At 70.8% G+C, this 13,425-nt stretch carries 17 protein-coding genes; 7 read left to right on the top strand and 10 right to left on the bottom strand.

The genetic code is table 11. The annotated features are described in order from the left end of the window. Positions 1-7 precede the first annotated feature (7 nt). Positions 8-448: a MarR family winged helix-turn-helix transcriptional regulator gene (locus OHS58_RS42225; RefSeq protein ID WP_328646014.1), complete on the top strand. Its 441-nt coding sequence runs from the start codon at positions 8-10 to the stop codon at positions 446-448. 7 nt (positions 449-455) lie between these two features. Here OHS58_RS42225 and OHS58_RS42230 read toward each other — a convergent pair whose 3' ends face one another. Further along, the gene (locus tag OHS58_RS42230; RefSeq protein ID WP_328646015.1) at positions 456-776 is read right to left on the bottom strand and encodes a hypothetical protein; all 321 of its coding nucleotides are present in this window, start codon (positions 774-776) and stop codon (positions 456-458) included. Between the two features lie 172 nt (positions 777-948). Between OHS58_RS42230 and OHS58_RS42235 the strand changes: the two genes are divergently transcribed. Next, complete coding sequence (locus OHS58_RS42235; protein WP_328646016.1) at positions 949-2,334, top strand: hypothetical protein; 1,386 nt, start codon at positions 949-951, stop codon at positions 2,332-2,334. On the opposite strand, the gene OHS58_RS42240 is transcribed toward OHS58_RS42235, so the two are convergent. Beyond that, positions 2,327-2,569 (bottom strand): acyl-CoA carboxylase subunit epsilon, encoded by a 243-nt coding sequence (locus OHS58_RS42240; protein WP_328646017.1) that lies wholly within the window; start codon positions 2,567-2,569, stop codon positions 2,327-2,329. The genes OHS58_RS42235 and OHS58_RS42240 overlap by 8 nt on opposite strands. Then, a complete protein-coding gene (locus OHS58_RS42245) occupies positions 2,566-4,203 on the bottom strand; it encodes an acyl-CoA carboxylase subunit beta (protein WP_326955928.1) in 1,638 nt (545 codons plus the stop codon). The genes OHS58_RS42240 and OHS58_RS42245 overlap by 4 nt, the downstream gene beginning before the upstream one ends. Positions 4,204-4,436: 233 nt before the next feature. Between OHS58_RS42245 and OHS58_RS42250 the strand changes: the two genes are divergently transcribed. Next, the gene (locus tag OHS58_RS42250; RefSeq protein ID WP_328646018.1) at positions 4,437-4,643 is read left to right on the top strand and encodes a hypothetical protein; all 207 of its coding nucleotides are present in this window, start codon (positions 4,437-4,439) and stop codon (positions 4,641-4,643) included. Between the two features lies 1 nt (position 4,644). On the opposite strand, the gene OHS58_RS42255 is transcribed toward OHS58_RS42250, so the two are convergent. The 5 genes from OHS58_RS42255 to OHS58_RS42275 are packed head-to-tail and all read right to left on the bottom strand — an operon-like array spanning position 4,645 to position 8,905. Next, positions 4,645-5,847: an FAD-dependent monooxygenase gene (locus OHS58_RS42255; RefSeq protein ID WP_328646019.1), complete on the bottom strand. Its 1,203-nt coding sequence runs from the start codon at positions 5,845-5,847 to the stop codon at positions 4,645-4,647. 29 nt (positions 5,848-5,876) lie between these two features. Continuing rightward, the gene (locus OHS58_RS42260; RefSeq protein ID WP_328646020.1) at positions 5,877-6,518 is read right to left on the bottom strand and encodes a response regulator transcription factor; all 642 of its coding nucleotides are present in this window, start codon (positions 6,516-6,518) and stop codon (positions 5,877-5,879) included. After that, positions 6,515-7,606 (bottom strand): sensor histidine kinase, encoded by a 1,092-nt coding sequence (locus OHS58_RS42265; protein ID WP_328646021.1) that lies wholly within the window; start codon positions 7,604-7,606, stop codon positions 6,515-6,517. Before OHS58_RS42265 ends, OHS58_RS42260 begins: the two co-directional genes overlap by 4 nt. Positions 7,607-7,640: 34 nt before the next feature. Further along, positions 7,641-8,432, bottom strand: coding sequence for an SRPBCC family protein (locus tag OHS58_RS42270; protein ID WP_328646022.1), 792 nt, complete (start codon positions 8,430-8,432; stop codon positions 7,641-7,643). Positions 8,433-8,488: 56 nt separating this feature from the next. Further along, the gene (locus OHS58_RS42275) at positions 8,489-8,905 is read right to left on the bottom strand and encodes a MarR family winged helix-turn-helix transcriptional regulator (protein WP_326946218.1); all 417 of its coding nucleotides are present in this window, start codon (positions 8,903-8,905) and stop codon (positions 8,489-8,491) included. Between the two features lie 80 nt (positions 8,906-8,985). On the opposite strand from OHS58_RS42275, the gene OHS58_RS42280 reads away from it, so the two are divergent. Further along, the gene (locus OHS58_RS42280) at positions 8,986-9,549 is read left to right on the top strand and encodes a flavodoxin family protein (RefSeq protein WP_328646023.1); all 564 of its coding nucleotides are present in this window, start codon (positions 8,986-8,988) and stop codon (positions 9,547-9,549) included. Here OHS58_RS42280 and OHS58_RS42285 read toward each other — a convergent pair. Further along, on the bottom strand, positions 9,546-10,118 hold the full coding sequence (locus OHS58_RS42285) for a TetR/AcrR family transcriptional regulator (protein WP_328646024.1): 573 nt from the start codon (positions 10,116-10,118) through the stop codon (positions 9,546-9,548). The genes OHS58_RS42280 and OHS58_RS42285 overlap by 4 nt on opposite strands. A gap of 73 nt (positions 10,119-10,191) precedes the next feature. Here OHS58_RS42285 and OHS58_RS42290 point away from each other — a divergent pair, with 73 nt between their 5' ends. Then, positions 10,192-11,382: an FAD-dependent monooxygenase gene (locus OHS58_RS42290; protein ID WP_328646025.1), complete on the top strand. Its 1,191-nt coding sequence runs from the start codon at positions 10,192-10,194 to the stop codon at positions 11,380-11,382. Here the strand turns inward: OHS58_RS42290 and OHS58_RS42295 are convergent. Further along, the gene (locus tag OHS58_RS42295) at positions 11,354-11,713 is read right to left on the bottom strand and encodes a winged helix-turn-helix transcriptional regulator (RefSeq protein ID WP_326946222.1); all 360 of its coding nucleotides are present in this window, start codon (positions 11,711-11,713) and stop codon (positions 11,354-11,356) included. The two genes, OHS58_RS42290 and OHS58_RS42295, sit on opposite strands and share 29 nt — an antisense overlap. Positions 11,714-11,789: 76 nt before the next feature. Between OHS58_RS42295 and OHS58_RS42300 the strand changes: the two genes are divergently transcribed. Together OHS58_RS42300 and OHS58_RS42305 are read left to right on the top strand one after the other, a co-directional pair. Then, on the top strand, positions 11,790-12,647 hold the full coding sequence (locus tag OHS58_RS42300) for an NAD(P)-dependent oxidoreductase (protein WP_328646026.1): 858 nt from the start codon (positions 11,790-11,792) through the stop codon (positions 12,645-12,647). Then, positions 12,644-13,393 (top strand): SDR family oxidoreductase, encoded by a 750-nt coding sequence (locus OHS58_RS42305; protein WP_328646027.1) that lies wholly within the window; start codon positions 12,644-12,646, stop codon positions 13,391-13,393. The genes OHS58_RS42300 and OHS58_RS42305 overlap by 4 nt, the downstream gene beginning before the upstream one ends. Positions 13,394-13,425: the final 32 nt, after the last annotated feature.

The raw sequence follows: 13,425 nt of genomic DNA on the forward strand, positions 1-13,425 counted from the left end.
TGGCCTGATGGAGGCTCTCGGCGTGGTGGCCGGACTCGTGCGGTCGTCGTTCCTGGTGAACGCCGTCTACTCCGAGTCGGCGCGCGAGTACGGGCTCACCGTGCAGCAGGGGCAGCTGTTGTGCGTGCTGATGGCGCAGCCGTACGGCATGGGCGACCTCGGCGCGACGCTCGGCCTCGAGAAGTCCAGCCTCACCGGCCTCGTCGACCGCGCGGTCCGGCGCGGGCTCGTGCGCCGCGAGCCCGTCCCGGACGACCGCCGCGCGGTGCAGGTGGTCCTGACCGGCGAAGGCCGCGAACTGGCCGCGGACTTCTACGCGGCGACGTGCCGCCGGGTCGAGGAGCTCGCGAGCGGCCTGCCGCCCGCCGAACGCGATCTGCTGGCGACGTTGCTGGGGCGCGTGGTCCAGGACAACGAGGTCCCGACGGTGTTCCTCGACGTGCGCTGATCCACGATCAACGGCGGCGTCGGCCGAGTAGTGATACGAGCCAAGCGAAGAAGACCATGTGCCGCCAATCGAGCAGTCGGGCCGCGAACCTGCCGCCGGCGTCGATGGCTTCGACTTGCTTGCCGGCAGGCGACTTCTCCTGGCTGTACCGGGTAGTGCGCTCAGCTGCGTCGATCGCGTGGACCTCCGGTTCGTCCTGAGCCCGCTCCGGCGCCTTCCCCGAAGTCCCGTTCTGCGCGAAGGAGTCGAGCAGGCGGCCGATGACAACATCTGCGGGCGCCTCCCAAGCCCGACCGAAGCAGCCGAATCCGCTCAAACCTGCGAGCAACTATGCGTGCTGTCCACCCCGACGTGCGCTGATCCCGACTTTCGTCGGGCCGTGGCGGGGGTACGTTGCCGGGAGTTCACCGGCCGGTCCGCCTGCCGCCGGGAGGACCTCTTCTCCGCTCGTCACCGTGATGTCACCGATGCCGTCCAGGTCCCCATCGCCGAGGAGCACCATGAAGCGCCTCATTCCGCTCGCTGTCGCCACGCTCGCCGCGGGTCTGCTGACCGCCGTTCCCGCGCACGCCGCCGTCACCCACCGGATCCTCTTCGACAACACCAAAGCCGAGACCGCCGGCAACGCCGACTGGATCGTCGGCACCTCGCAGCCCGACCCGACCGGGCAGAACTCCGCGCCACAGAAGGAAAGTGACTGGACCGGCGCGCTCTCGGCGTGGGGCGTCGCGCTGCAGAAGACCGGGCAGTACAGCCTGAAGACGCTGCCCGCGGGCAACACGATCACCTACGGCACGTCGAACGCGCTGGACCTCAAGAACTTCGACGAATTCGTGCTGCCGGAACCGAACGTCGTCCTGAGCACCGCCGAAAAGACGGCGATCATGAAGTTCGTGCAGAACGGCGGCGGCCTGTTCCTGATCTCCGACCACACCGGCAGTGACCGCAACAACGACGGCTGGGACTCGCCGAAGATCATCAACGACCTCCTGACGAACAACGGCGTCGACAACACCGACCCGTTCGGCTTTTCGGTCGACCTCAAGAACATCACCAGCGATCACCCGGTGGCCATCACCGACTCCTCGAACCCCGTGCTGAACGGCTCGTTCGGCGCGGTGAAGAAGAGCCTGATCGCCAACGGCACGACGTTCACCCTCAAGCCCGCCGACAACCCCAACGTCAAGGGCCTCGCGTTCCTGAGCACGTCGTCTCCGGGCAACAGCAACGCTTTCTTCGTGACGAGCACCTTCGGCTCGGGCCGCGTCGCGATCTGGGGTGACAGCTCGACCATCGACGACGGCACCGGCCAGTCCGGCAACACGCTCTACAACGGCTGGAGCGACACCACGGCCGACAACGACGCGCTCGGCCTCAACGCGACCGCGTGGCTCGCGGGCAGCGGCACGACCACGCCGCCGCCGACCGGCTGCACCGCCGGCCAGCTGCTGGTCAACCCGGGCTTCGAGTCGGGCAACACCGGCTGGACGGCGTCGGCGAGCGTCATCGGCCAGCACGCCTCCGACGCGCCCGCCCGCAGCGGCTCGTGGAACGCCTGGCTCGACGGCTACGGCACCGCCCACACGGACACGCTCAGCCAGACCGTCACGCTGCCGACCGGCTGCTCGTCGTACACGTTCTCGTTCTGGCTCAGCATCACCACCGCCGAGACGGGCACGACGGCGTACGACAAGCTGACCGTCAAGGCGGGCAGCACGACGCTGGCGACGTACAGCAACCTCAACGCGGCCAGCGGGTACCAGCAGCGGACCTTCTCGCTGTCCGCGTTCGCGGGTCAGTCCGTGACGCTCGCCTTCAGCGGCGTCGAGGGCTCGCAGCTGCAGACGTCGTTCATCGTGGACGACACCGCGCTCAACGTCAGTTAGGCAGACCCGAGGCGCGCCAAGCGCCTTCGCCGGGGTGGTGCGGCCGGCGCAGCGAAGTGGCGTGGTCGCCCCACCACGACGTCCGCGGCTTCGGCTTCCCGGGACCCCGGGCGGCCGACGCCGCGGCGACGACCGCCGTCAGCGCCGCCAGCTCGGCGTCGCTCGGGTTGCCCCGGACCACGCGCAGCAGGGGCCGCACCTCGTCGCTCACGGAGTCGTTCACCGAGTCGCTCACAGCGGGATGTTCCCGTGCTTCTTGGGCGGCAGCGACTCGCGTTTGTTGCGCAGCAACGACAACGCCCGCGCGACGTGCCCGCGCGTGTGCGCCGGCACGATCACCGAGTCGACGTAACCCCGCTCGGCCGCCGCGTACGGGTTGAGCAGCGTGTCCTCGTACTCCTGGAGCAGCTCGGCGCGCAGCTCGTCGACGTCCTTGCCCTCGTTCGCCGCGTTGGCCAACGTCTTGCGGTGCACGATGTTCACCGCGCCCTGCCCGCCCATCACCGCGACCTGCGCGGTCGGCCAGGCGAGGTTGATGTCGGCGCCGAGGTGCTTGGAGCCCATGACGTCGTACGCGCCGCCGAACGCCTTGCGCGTGATGATCGTGACCAGCGGGACCGTGGCCTCCGCGTAGGCGTAGATCAGCTTCGCGCCGCGGCGGATGATGCCGTTCCACTCCTGCTCGGTGCCCGGCAGGAAGCCCGGGACGTCGACGAAGGTGAGCACCGGGATGTTGAACGCGTCGCAGGTGCGGACGAACCGCGCGGCCTTCTCGGACGCGTCGATGTCGAGGCAGCCGGCGAACTGCGTCGGCTGGTTCGCCACGACGCCGATGCTCTGGCCGTCGACGCGGCCGAAGCCGACGATGATGTTCGGCGCGAACAGCTCGTGGACCTCGAGGAACTCGCCGTCGTCGACGACGCGGTTGATCACCTCGTGCATGTCGTACGGCGTGTTCGGCGAGTCCGGGATGAGCGTGTCGAGCTCGCGGTCGGCGTCGGTGACGTCTTCGAAGAACCCAGGCGGTGTGTCCGCCGGCTCGAAGACCGGTGCGTCCGAGAGGTTGTTCTGCGGCAGGTAGGAGAGCAGTTCCTTGACGTAGGCGATCGCGTCCTCGTCGTCGGAACCGAGGTAGTGCGCGACGCCGGACTTCGTGTTGTGGGTGCGGCCGCCGCCGAGCTCCTCGAAGGTGACGTCCTCGCCGGTGACCGTCTTGACGACGTCCGGGCCGGTGATGAACATCTGCGACGTCTCGTCGACCATCACGACGAAGTCGGTCAGCGCGGGGGAGTAGACGTGCCCGCCCGCGTTCGCGCCCATGATCAGCGAGATCTGCGGGATGACGCCGGAGGCCTGCACGTTGCGGCGGAAGATCTCGCCGTAGAGGCCGAGCGAGACGACGCCCTCCTGGATGCGCGCGCCGCCGCCCTCGTTGATGCCCACGATCGGGCGGCCGGTCTTGATCGCCAGGTCCATCACCTTGACGATCTTCTCTCCGTACACCTCGCCGAGGCTGCCGCCGAAGATCGTCACGTCCTGGCTGAACACGCACACCGGACGGCCGTCGACGGTCCCGTAACCGGTGACGACGCCGTCGCCGTAGGGCCGGTTCTTCTCCTGGCCGAAGTTGGTCGAGCGGTGCCGGGCCAGCTCGTCGAGCTCCACGAACGAGTTCTCGTCCAGCAGCAGCTCGATCCGCTCGCGGGCGGTTTTCTTGCCCTTGGCGTGCTGCTTCTCCACCGCGCGGGCCGAGCCCGCGTGCACCGCCTCGTCGTACCGGCGGTACAGGTCGGCCAGCTTGCCGGCCGTGGTGTGGATGTCCGGTTCATCCTCGGGCGGCGTCCCGAGCGGCTCCGTCGCACTGCTCATGCCACGGGAGCTTAGCTACTTGCCGGTCACTTCGCGTGTGGCGTAGGCAACGTCCATGACCTTCCCGCCGATCCGGCTCCTGGGCCCCGCCGACCTGCTTGCCTGCGCCGACCTGGCCGAAGCGGCCGTCCTGGTGTCGTTCGATCGTGTGGCGTCGATCTCGATGGTGCTGGTCGCGCCCCGGTTCGTGCGGCGCGGCTTGGGCCGGGCGATCACCCGGCACGCCGTCGACGATGGGCTTCGAGGTCGACGGCGGGTGCCATGGTCACGTCGGCCCCTTCCTCGACGGCGGCGGCCCGGTTGCCTCATCGGGCTCGGTGTCCGACGTCGTCGCGCTGGACCTGCGTGCTCAGGGCGTGAACCGGCTGGTCCTCGACGGCCGGCCGCTCCCCGGCGACCCCGCGATGAGGTTCGCCCCGTTCACCCGGGCGGTGGGCTGACCTACGCGGTGGCCGGGATCGGGTACTCCGGCAGCGTGATCGCCTCGGCCGGCGGCGTCATGAACTTGCCCGCCACGCCCGAGACCCGGCCGAGCAGGGGCGACGACGCCACGCGCACGACGGTCCGGAACGCGGCGAGCTGCAGCCGGCTGCGCGGGTGGGCGATCTGCGGCGCCCCCGGCGGGAGCTGCTGCGCCTTCGTGACCAGCGGCCGCAGCACCTGCTCGTAGCGGGCGAAGGCGTCGCGCGGGTCGTCCTGGCCGGCGAGTTCTCCGGCCAGGACGTACGCGCCGGCCAGCGCCAGGGTGGTGCCCATGCCGCTGACCGGGGACGCGCAGTAGGCGGCGTCGCCGAGCAGCGCGATCCGGCCGCGGCTCCACCCGGCGAGCTTCGCCTGCCCGATGTCCTCGAAGTACAGCGAGCCGTTGTCCAGCTCGGCGAGCACGCGTGGGGCCGCCCAGCCGACGTCGGCGAAGGTCGCCCGCAGGACGGCGGCGACGTCGTCGTGGCCGAGCCGGTCCAGGCCGCGGACGTCGGAGGTGAAGCTCAGCGACGCCTGGGTGGTGCCGAGGTTGTCCGGGCGCAGCGACAGCATTCGCCCGCGCCCGCAGGGCAGCACGCGCCACCGGTCGGTGTCGTCGCCGGTGCGCGGGATCGCGAGGAAAGCGTTGTACAGGCCCAGTTCGTCGATCCGCGCGTCGGGCATGACCAGCGCGCGGCTGCGTGAGCGCAGGCCTTCGGCGAGGACGACGGCGTCGAACCGGCGGCGCGAACCCCGCTGGAACTCGACGTCCACGCCGTCACCGTCGTCGTGCAGGGCGGTGATCTGGTCGCCGAAGACGTACTCGGCGTCGTCCTTGGAGTGGGTGTAGAGGATCTTGGCGAACTGGCCGCGCAGGATCTCCAGCTCGGCCGTGCCACCGGAGGTGTCGTCGGTGCCGCCGGCGAAGGCGGCGATCGCGCGGCCGTGCTCGTCGACGAAGTCCGTGCCGGTCTCCCCGGTGTGGGCGGCGCGGACGGCGTCCTCCAGGCCCATCCGCCGGATGACCTGGCGCCCGACCCCGCGGACGTCGATGTTCTGGCCCTGCTCGCGCACGTGGTCGAAGCGCTCGACGACGGTCACCGCCCAGCCCGCCTTCGCGAGCCAGTGGGTCAGCGTGGGCCCGGCGATACTGGCCCCGGAAATCAGGATGCTGCGACTCAAGGTGTACCTCCCTCGACCCACCGTAGCCGTCAGGCGGTGCGGACGAGCCCCGACTCGTAGGCCGCGATCACCAGCTGGGCCCGGTCCCGCGCCGCGAGCTTGTGCAGCAGCCGGCCGATGTGGGTCTTCACCGTCGCGATGCCCAGGTGCAGCCGCGCGGCGATCTCGTCGTTCGACAGGCCGCGCGCGATCAGCGTCAAGACCTCCTGCTCGCGGGCCGTCACGCCGTCCAGCCGCGTCACCGGACCCGACGGCAGCCGCGCGAACTCCGCCACCAGCCGGCGGGTCACCGACGGCGCCAGCAGCGCGTCGCCGCCGGCGATGATCCCGATCGCCGCCAGCAGGTCCGCCGGGCGCGTGTCCTTGAGCAGGAAGCCGCTCGCGCCCGCGCGCAGAGCCGCGTAGACGTATTCGTCGAGGTCGAACGTCGTCAGCATCAGCACCCGCACCTCGGTTTCCGCGCAGATGCGGCGGGTCGCCTCGATGCCGTCCATCTCGGGCATCCGGACGTCCATCAGCACGACGTCCGGCTGTTCGTACCGGGCCAGGGCCACCGCCTCGACGCCGTCGGACGCCTCGCCGACGACCGTCAGCCCGGGCGCGCTGTCGACGAGCACGCGGAAACTGCCGCGCAGCAACGCCTGGTCGTCGGCGATGAGGACGCGGGTCATCGCGCCACGGCCGGTTCGTAGGGCAGGCGCGCGAAAACGCGGAAGCCGCGCTCGCCGGGACCGGCGCTGAACTCGCCGCCGTAGACGGCCACGCGTTCGCGCATCCCGATCAGGCCGTGGCCGGGTTCCGCGGAGCCGCCGCGGCCGTCGTCGCGGACTTCGATGCGCACTTCGCCGTCCTCGCCGGTGACGCGGATCCGGCACGTCGTCGCGCCCGCGTGCTTGACGACGTTGGTCAGCGCCTCCTGCACGATCCGGTACACCGACTGCCCGACGCCGTTCGGCAGCTCGTCGAGGCCCTCGACGACCAGGTCGACGGCCGGGCCGGCCTGCTGCGCGCGTTCGGCGAGGGCACGCAGGTCGTCGAGCGTCGGGGCGGGGGCCAGCGCCGGGACGCCGGTGCCGTCCCGCAGCACGCCCAGCATCCGCCGCAGCTCGGCGAGCGCCTCGCGGCTGGTCTCTTCGATGACACGCAAGGCTTCCCGCGCCTCGCCGGGCTGGTCGGGCGCGACGTGGTGGCCGACCGCCGCCTTCACCGCGATCAGGCTCATGCTGTGCGCGACGACGTCGTGCATCTCGCGGGCGATCCGCAGCCGTTCCGCCGAAACCGCCTGGTCCCGTTCGGTGACCGCGTGCTCCCGGCGGGCGCGCACGGTGAGGCCGAACGCGTACCCGACGATGAGCGCCCCCGTGCCGACGTTCACCGCCTGCGACGCGCTCGGCGTCGGCAGCGCGAACGAGAGCACGCCGACCTCGGCCAGCCCGGCGACGAACCCGATGCGGACGATCCGGTTGTCCAGCCGGCCCACGACGACGTAGAGCGCACAGGCCGCACCCACCGCGGCGACCCCGAGCACCGGGCCGCCGATCGGTACGGCCGCCGCCGTCAGCACCAGGGAGCCGACGTAGGTGGTCAGCGGCCACCACCGGCGCACGACGATCGGAACCACGCTCGCGACGAGGATCGTCCACCCGAGCCACCCGGGCAGCCAAGACGGGAGCGCCCACGCTCCGGCGGCGAGGTTGCCACCGGCGCCGAGCCCCAGCAGGACCGCCGCCAGGACGTCCAGGGCTGTCCGAAATCGCATGAACCGACGGTAATGCGGCCGCCCGTGCCGCGCGTCAACCCTGAGTCGGACGCTCGGCGTAGTGCTTGCGCACGGCCTCGACGCGCTCGGCCGGCCAGTCCGGCAGCTCGACGCCGTGGGTGGCGGCGAACAGCTTGTCGAGCTGCTCGTGCCGCCGGGCCAGCTGCGCGGCGACGTCGGTTTCGGGGGCCTCCGTGAACTCGACGCGGGTGCCTTCGAGCGGGTCGTGGACGACGTGCCAGCCGGGTTCGCCGGGCAGCAGCGCGCGGACTTCGTCGGGGGATTTCCAGACGAGGTCACGGCGGAAGCGGATCGTGCCGTCTGCGAGGACTTCGCCGTCGCCGAGGCCGAAATCGTCCACATAGGACGCCATCGGGGCGTGCCAGTCCTCCGGCGGCTCGTGCTTCTCACCGGCGAGGCGGGCTTCGAGGGTGTCAAGGCAGACGTCCCAGCCCGCGGCAGTGCGGCCCGCGGCGAGCTTCGCGATCGCCGGGTCGCCGCGGCCGAAGGTGTGCGTGAACTCCAGGAGGCTGCCCTCGCCGTCCGGGGAGATCAGCCAGCGCAGGGTGTCGTCGTTCCAGGTGAAGGTGAACTCGCGGGGCGGGTCGACGGTGATGACCTGGCCCGTGGTGACGTCGTCGGTGCCCGGGAAGGTGAACCGGATCGCGCCGCCGTCGCGCAGGTCGACGTCGACCGCGGCCGGGAACCAGTGCGCCAGCTCGGCCGGGTCGGTGATGGCGTGCCAGACCTTCTCCGGCGCGTGCTTCAGGCGGCGTTCCAGCCTGAGCGCGGGGCGATCGTCGACGGTCTGCAGCTTCGCGGGCACGGCGTCCTCCTGTTAGGTTGCCTGTGCCGGTATATAACCACTGCGGAATATGAGGGTCAAGCGCCGCGCACGGCGGAGACCGCCGTGGCCAGCTCCGGGTCGCTCGCGGCTTTGTCGAGCGCGGTGCGCAGGACGTCGCCGTAGGTCGGCTCGGTCTCGCCGTAGCGCCGGCGGCCGGCTTCGGTGATCACCGAGTAGACGCCGCGACGGTCGTCTTCGCACAGGTCGCGCACGGTCAGCCCGGCGTCTTCGAGGCGCGCGCACATCCGGCTGACCGAGCTCTGGTTGAGCCCGATCGCCTCGGCGAGCTCCTGCATCCGCAACTCGCCCTTGGGGCTCGCGGCCAGCTTGCCGAGCGCGCGGTACTCGGACAGGCCGAGCCCGTGGCGGCGGTGCAGCGCCTTGCCCAGCTCCTGCTCGATACGGGCGTGCAGCACCAGAACGCGGCCCCAGGCCTGTTCGTCGACGGTCATCTCGCGACCTCCTCTTGACTTCAGGATACCTGTAGGGACACTCTTTATATGTACATGCAAGTAACTGGAGGGACCTGATCATGAGCGACCGCAGCTTCCTGTTCCTGGTCGGCGCCGCGCGGGCCGGGGGCAACACGGAGATGCTGGCCCGGCGGGCCGCCAAGGGGCTGCCGCGTGACGCGGACCAGCGCTGGATCCGGCTGCCCGAGGTGCCGCTGGCGCCGTTCGAAGATCGCCGTCACGGCGCCGGCGAACACCCCGCGCCCGGTGCGAACGAACAGCTGCTGATGGACGCGACCTTCGCCGCGACGGACATCGTGATCGTCTCGCCGGTGTACTGGTACTCGGTCGCGGCGAGCGTGAAGCTGTACCTCGACTACTGGTCCGGCTGGATGCGCCTGCCGGTCGAGTTCAAGCCGCGGATGCGCGGGAAGTCGTTGTGGGGCGTGAGTGTCCTGAGCGAGACGGCGCGCGAGGCCCAGCCGCTGGTCGGCACCCTCGAGCTGTGCGCTGAGTACCTGAGCATGAACTGGGGCGGCGTCCTGCTGGGCAACGGCAGCCGCCCGGGCGACGTCCTGCTGGACGACGCGGCCATGACGGCCGCGTCGACCTTCTTCACCGGCGCGGACCTCGTCACCGCCTAAGCCAGGACGTCCTTCGTGAGCAGGCGCAGGCCCTGGATCAGGTCGGCGCCCGAGGGGGCGTGGTCCGGGTCGGCGAGCCACTGCAGCACCACGCCCGAAAGCAGGGCCTGGTGCACGGTGCCGACGGCCCGGGCCTCGGCGCTGCCGTCGTCGAGGCCCTGGAAGAGGTTCGCCAGCCCGAAGCGGGCCAGTTCGAGCGCCTTCGCCAGCTGCGCGCGGACGGCCGGGTCGAGATCCGGCTGCGTGTAGGCCTCGAACGTCATCGCCCACATCCGCCGGTGCGCGGGGAACGACTCGATCACCCGCTGCCAGATCAGCTCGAAGCGCTCGGCCGGCGACGCGTCCGGCGGCGTCTCGACCTGCAGGGTCTTCGCCAGCGTCTCGCCCCACTCCTCGTTCGCCTCGATCAGCGCGGTGTTGAGCAGCGCCTCGCGGGAGCCGAAGTGGTAGCCGATCGCGGCCATGCTGACGTTCGCCGCCGAGGCCAGGTCCCGCACGCTCGTGCGGGCGTAACCCTTCTCGTTGAGACAGCGCTTCGCGCCCGCCAGCAGTGCGTCCTTGTTGCCCATGTCCCGAGACTAGCACGAACGTCTTATGCGATCGCCTTGCGCGATCGCCCAAATCCGGGTTACCGTTGCCGGCATGCAGAACAGACGAGTCCTCATCTCCGGCGCCAGCGTCGCCGGTCCCGCCCTGGCCTTCTGGCTCCGTCGCTACGGCTTCACGCCGACCGTGGTCGAACGCGCGCCCCGGCTCCGCGAAGGCGGCTACGCCGTCGACTTCCGCGGCGCTTCACTGCGCGTCCTCGACCGGATGGGCCTGCTCGGCCAGGTCGAGGCCGCGGCCACGAACATGGGCGAAGTGACCTATGTGGACGAAGACGATCGGCCGCTGGTGGTCACGCCGCCGACGTTCCAGAGCGGCGAGCTGGAGATCCTGCGCGGCGACCTTTCGCGCATCCTCTACGACGCCACGAAGGACGACGTCGAGTACGTCTTCGGCGACTCGATCACCGGCGTCACCGAGCACGGCGACGGCGTCACGGTCACCTTCGAACACGGCGCACCGCGCGAATTCGACCTGGTCGTCGGCGCCGACGGGCTGCACTCGAACGTGCGCTCCCTCGTCTTCGGCGACGAGTCCCGGTACCGCCGCGACCTCGGCTACTACGTCTCGATCTTCACCGTGCCGAACCACCTCGGCCTCGACCACGTCGGCCGGTTCTACAACGAGCCGAACCGCACGATCGGCGTCTACAGCGCCCGCGACCACGCGGAAGCGAAAGCCTTGTTCTGGTTCGGTTCCGAGCCGCTCGCGTACGACCACCGCGACGTCGAAGCGCAACGTCGGATCGTCGAGGAGACCTTCGCGGACGCGGGCTGGGAGGCACCTGCCCTGCTCGACGGGATGCGGCAGGCGCCGGACTTCTACTTCGACTCGGCGAGCCAGATCAAGCTCGACACCTACTCGACCGGCCGGGTCGCGCTGGTCGGCGACGCCGCGTACTGCGCCGCGCCGCTCTCGGGCATGGGGACGAGCCTGGCGGTCGTCGGCGCGTACGTGCTGGCGGGCGAGCTCGCGGCGGCCGGCGGCGACCACGTGACGGCGTTCACCGCCTACCACGACGAGATGCGCGAGTTCGTCGCCGTGTGCCAGAAACTGGGTGAGGGCAACGGGAAGTGGTTCGTGCCGCCGACCCGCGCGTGGATCCGGCTGCGGAACCTCAACCTGCGGCTGCTGCCGCACCTGCCGTGGCGCAAGGTGATCGAGCAGCTGCCGCTCAAGGCGGGCAACGCGATCACGCTCAAGGAGTATGCGAAGGTGCCGGCGTGACGCCCCGGCGCTGCGCGATGCCGGCCATGTTCTCCTCGCCCCAGTCGCCCAGCGGCAGCAGCGCGGTGTTCAGCCGCTGACCCAGGCCGGTCAGCGAGTACTCGACCTTCGGCGGGACCTCGCGGAACACCTCGCGGTGCACGACCTCGTCCGCCTCCAGCTCCCGCAGCGCCTGGATCAGCATCTTCTCGCTGATCCCCGTCACCTTGCGCCGCAGCTCACCGAACCGCAGCGGCTCGGCGTGCAGCGCCCACAGGATCAGGGCCTTCCAGCGGCCGCCGACGACGTCGATCGCGGCGTCCAGCCCGCACCGGTAGCTTCGGGTCAGCATGCAGGATCCTTACGTTTTGGTGAGTACCCGACGAATTAGTCGGTACTTGTCCAGTGTAAAGCGCTTCAGCAGCATGATGGGCATGGGAGAAAGCAAGAAACAAGTGGGCGTGCTCGGCCTGGGGCGGATGGGCGCCGCCCTCGCCGGGGCGCTCTTGGGGGCGGGCCACGACGTCGTGGTGTGGAACCGGTCGCCGCTCAAGGCCGGCCCGCTGCTGGACCGCGGCGCCCGGCTCGCGGCGACGCCCGCGGAGGTCGCCACGGCGGACGTCGTGCTCAGCTGTCTGTCCACACACGACACTCAACAGCCGGTGCTGGCCGAGCTGACGCCGGCGGTGCTGGTGAACCTCACCTCCGGCACACCGGAGCAGGCCCGCGTCGTCGCGAAGTGGGCGGCCTCAAGGGGAATCGACTACGTGGACGGCGTGATCATGGCCGTCCCACAGGGCATCGGCACGCCGGCCGCGCGGATCCTCTACGGCGGCTCGGCCGCGGCGTTCGAGGCGCAGCGCGAGGTGCTGGAAGTGCTGGGGGAGCCGGTGTTCCTCGGCGAGGACGCCGGGCTCGCGGCGCTGTACGACCTGGCGCTGCTGGGCATCATGTGGTCGACGATGAGCGGCTACCTGCACGCGCTCGCGCTGGTCGGCACCGAAGGCGTCACGCCGGAGCGGTTCACGCCGATGGCGTTGCCGTGGCTCTCGGCGGTCGGCGGGTTCCTCACCGGCATGAGTGCCCAGGTGGCGAGCGGCGACTACGCAACGGACGTCTCGGCCCTGGACATCAACGCGGCGGGGCTGAAGCTGCTGGTCGAGACGAGCCGGGCGCAGGGCATCAGCACGGTCGTGCCCGCGCCGCTGGCGGAGTTGTTCACCCGCGCGGTCGACGCGGGCCACGGCGCGCACGCGATCGCGAGTGTCATCGAGGAGATCCGGTGAAGTACCTGGGAAAGAAGGCCGTCGTCACCGGCGGCACGCACGGGATGGGCCTGGCGGTGGTCCGCGCGCTGCTCGACGGCGGCGCGGAGGTGCTGCTGACCGGCCGCGACGTCTCGTCGTCGCGCGGAACGCTGCCGGGCAAAGCGCACCTGCTGTCCTCGGACGCGGCCAGCCTGGCCGACATCGACACGCTGGGCACGGTCGCCGCGGAGACGCTCGGCGAGCTGGACCTGGTGTTCGTCAACGTCGGTTTCGCGACCTTGACGCCGTACGAAACGGCGACGCCCGAGGTCTACGACCGCACGTTCGACGTCAACACCAAGGGCGCGTACTTCACGGCCCAGCGGCTGGCGGGCCTGGTGCGGCCCGGGGGTTCGTTCGTGTTCACGACGTCGGTCGCGGCGGGGGCGGGGATCGCCGGCATGGGCCCGTACTCCGCGGCGAAGGCGGCGGTCCGGTCGTTCGCCCGGACGTACGCGGCCGAGCTGGCCCCGCGCGGGATCCGGGTGAACGTGGTCAGCCCGGGTTACACGGACACGCCGACGATGGGCGTGACCGGCGTCCCCGCCGAGGTCCTGGCGGCGTTCAAGGCCACGGGCGACGAGGTGACGCCGTTGAAGCGCCACGCGACCCCGGAGGAGGTGGCGACGGCGGTGCTGTTCCTGGCCTTCGACGCGACGTTCACCACGGGCGCGGACCTCCCGGTGGACGGCGGTCTGGGCCAGCGCCTGACCCTGCCCGCGTAGACGCCGTGAGGGGCACCCTCAGGGACTTCAAA

The sequence above is a fragment of the Amycolatopsis sp. NBC_00348 genome (genome assembly GCF_036114655.1).
GTDB lineage: Bacteria > Actinomycetota > Actinomycetes > Mycobacteriales > Pseudonocardiaceae > Amycolatopsis.

What these genes read in the sequence shown, in the direction of transcription:
- OHS58_RS42225 (WP_328646014.1), top strand. Translation starts at nt 8, where the DNA reads ATGGAGGCTCTCGGCGTGGTGGCCGGACTCGTGCGGTCGTCGTTCCTG.
- OHS58_RS42235 (WP_328646016.1), top strand. Translation starts at nt 949, where the DNA reads ATGAAGCGCCTCATTCCGCTCGCTGTCGCCACGCTCGCCGCGGGTCTG.
- OHS58_RS42245 (WP_326955928.1), bottom strand. Translation starts at nt 4,203, where the DNA reads ATGAGCAGTGCGACGGAGCCGCTCGGGACGCCGCCCGAGGATGAACCG.
- OHS58_RS42250 (WP_328646018.1), top strand. Translation starts at nt 4,437, where the DNA reads ATGGGCTTCGAGGTCGACGGCGGGTGCCATGGTCACGTCGGCCCCTTC.
- OHS58_RS42260 (WP_328646020.1), bottom strand. Translation starts at nt 6,518, where the DNA reads ATGACCCGCGTCCTCATCGCCGACGACCAGGCGTTGCTGCGCGGCAGT.
- OHS58_RS42265 (WP_328646021.1), bottom strand. Translation starts at nt 7,606, where the DNA reads ATGCGATTTCGGACAGCCCTGGACGTCCTGGCGGCGGTCCTGCTGGGG.
- OHS58_RS42275 (WP_326946218.1), bottom strand. Translation starts at nt 8,905, where the DNA reads ATGACCGTCGACGAACAGGCCTGGGGCCGCGTTCTGGTGCTGCACGCC.
- OHS58_RS42280 (WP_328646023.1), top strand. Translation starts at nt 8,986, where the DNA reads ATGAGCGACCGCAGCTTCCTGTTCCTGGTCGGCGCCGCGCGGGCCGGG.
- OHS58_RS42285 (WP_328646024.1), bottom strand. Translation starts at nt 10,118, where the DNA reads ATGGGCAACAAGGACGCACTGCTGGCGGGCGCGAAGCGCTGTCTCAAC.
- OHS58_RS42290 (WP_328646025.1), top strand. Translation starts at nt 10,192, where the DNA reads ATGCAGAACAGACGAGTCCTCATCTCCGGCGCCAGCGTCGCCGGTCCC.
- OHS58_RS42295 (WP_326946222.1), bottom strand. Translation starts at nt 11,713, where the DNA reads ATGCTGACCCGAAGCTACCGGTGCGGGCTGGACGCCGCGATCGACGTC.
- OHS58_RS42300 (WP_328646026.1), top strand. Translation starts at nt 11,790, where the DNA reads ATGGGCATGGGAGAAAGCAAGAAACAAGTGGGCGTGCTCGGCCTGGGG.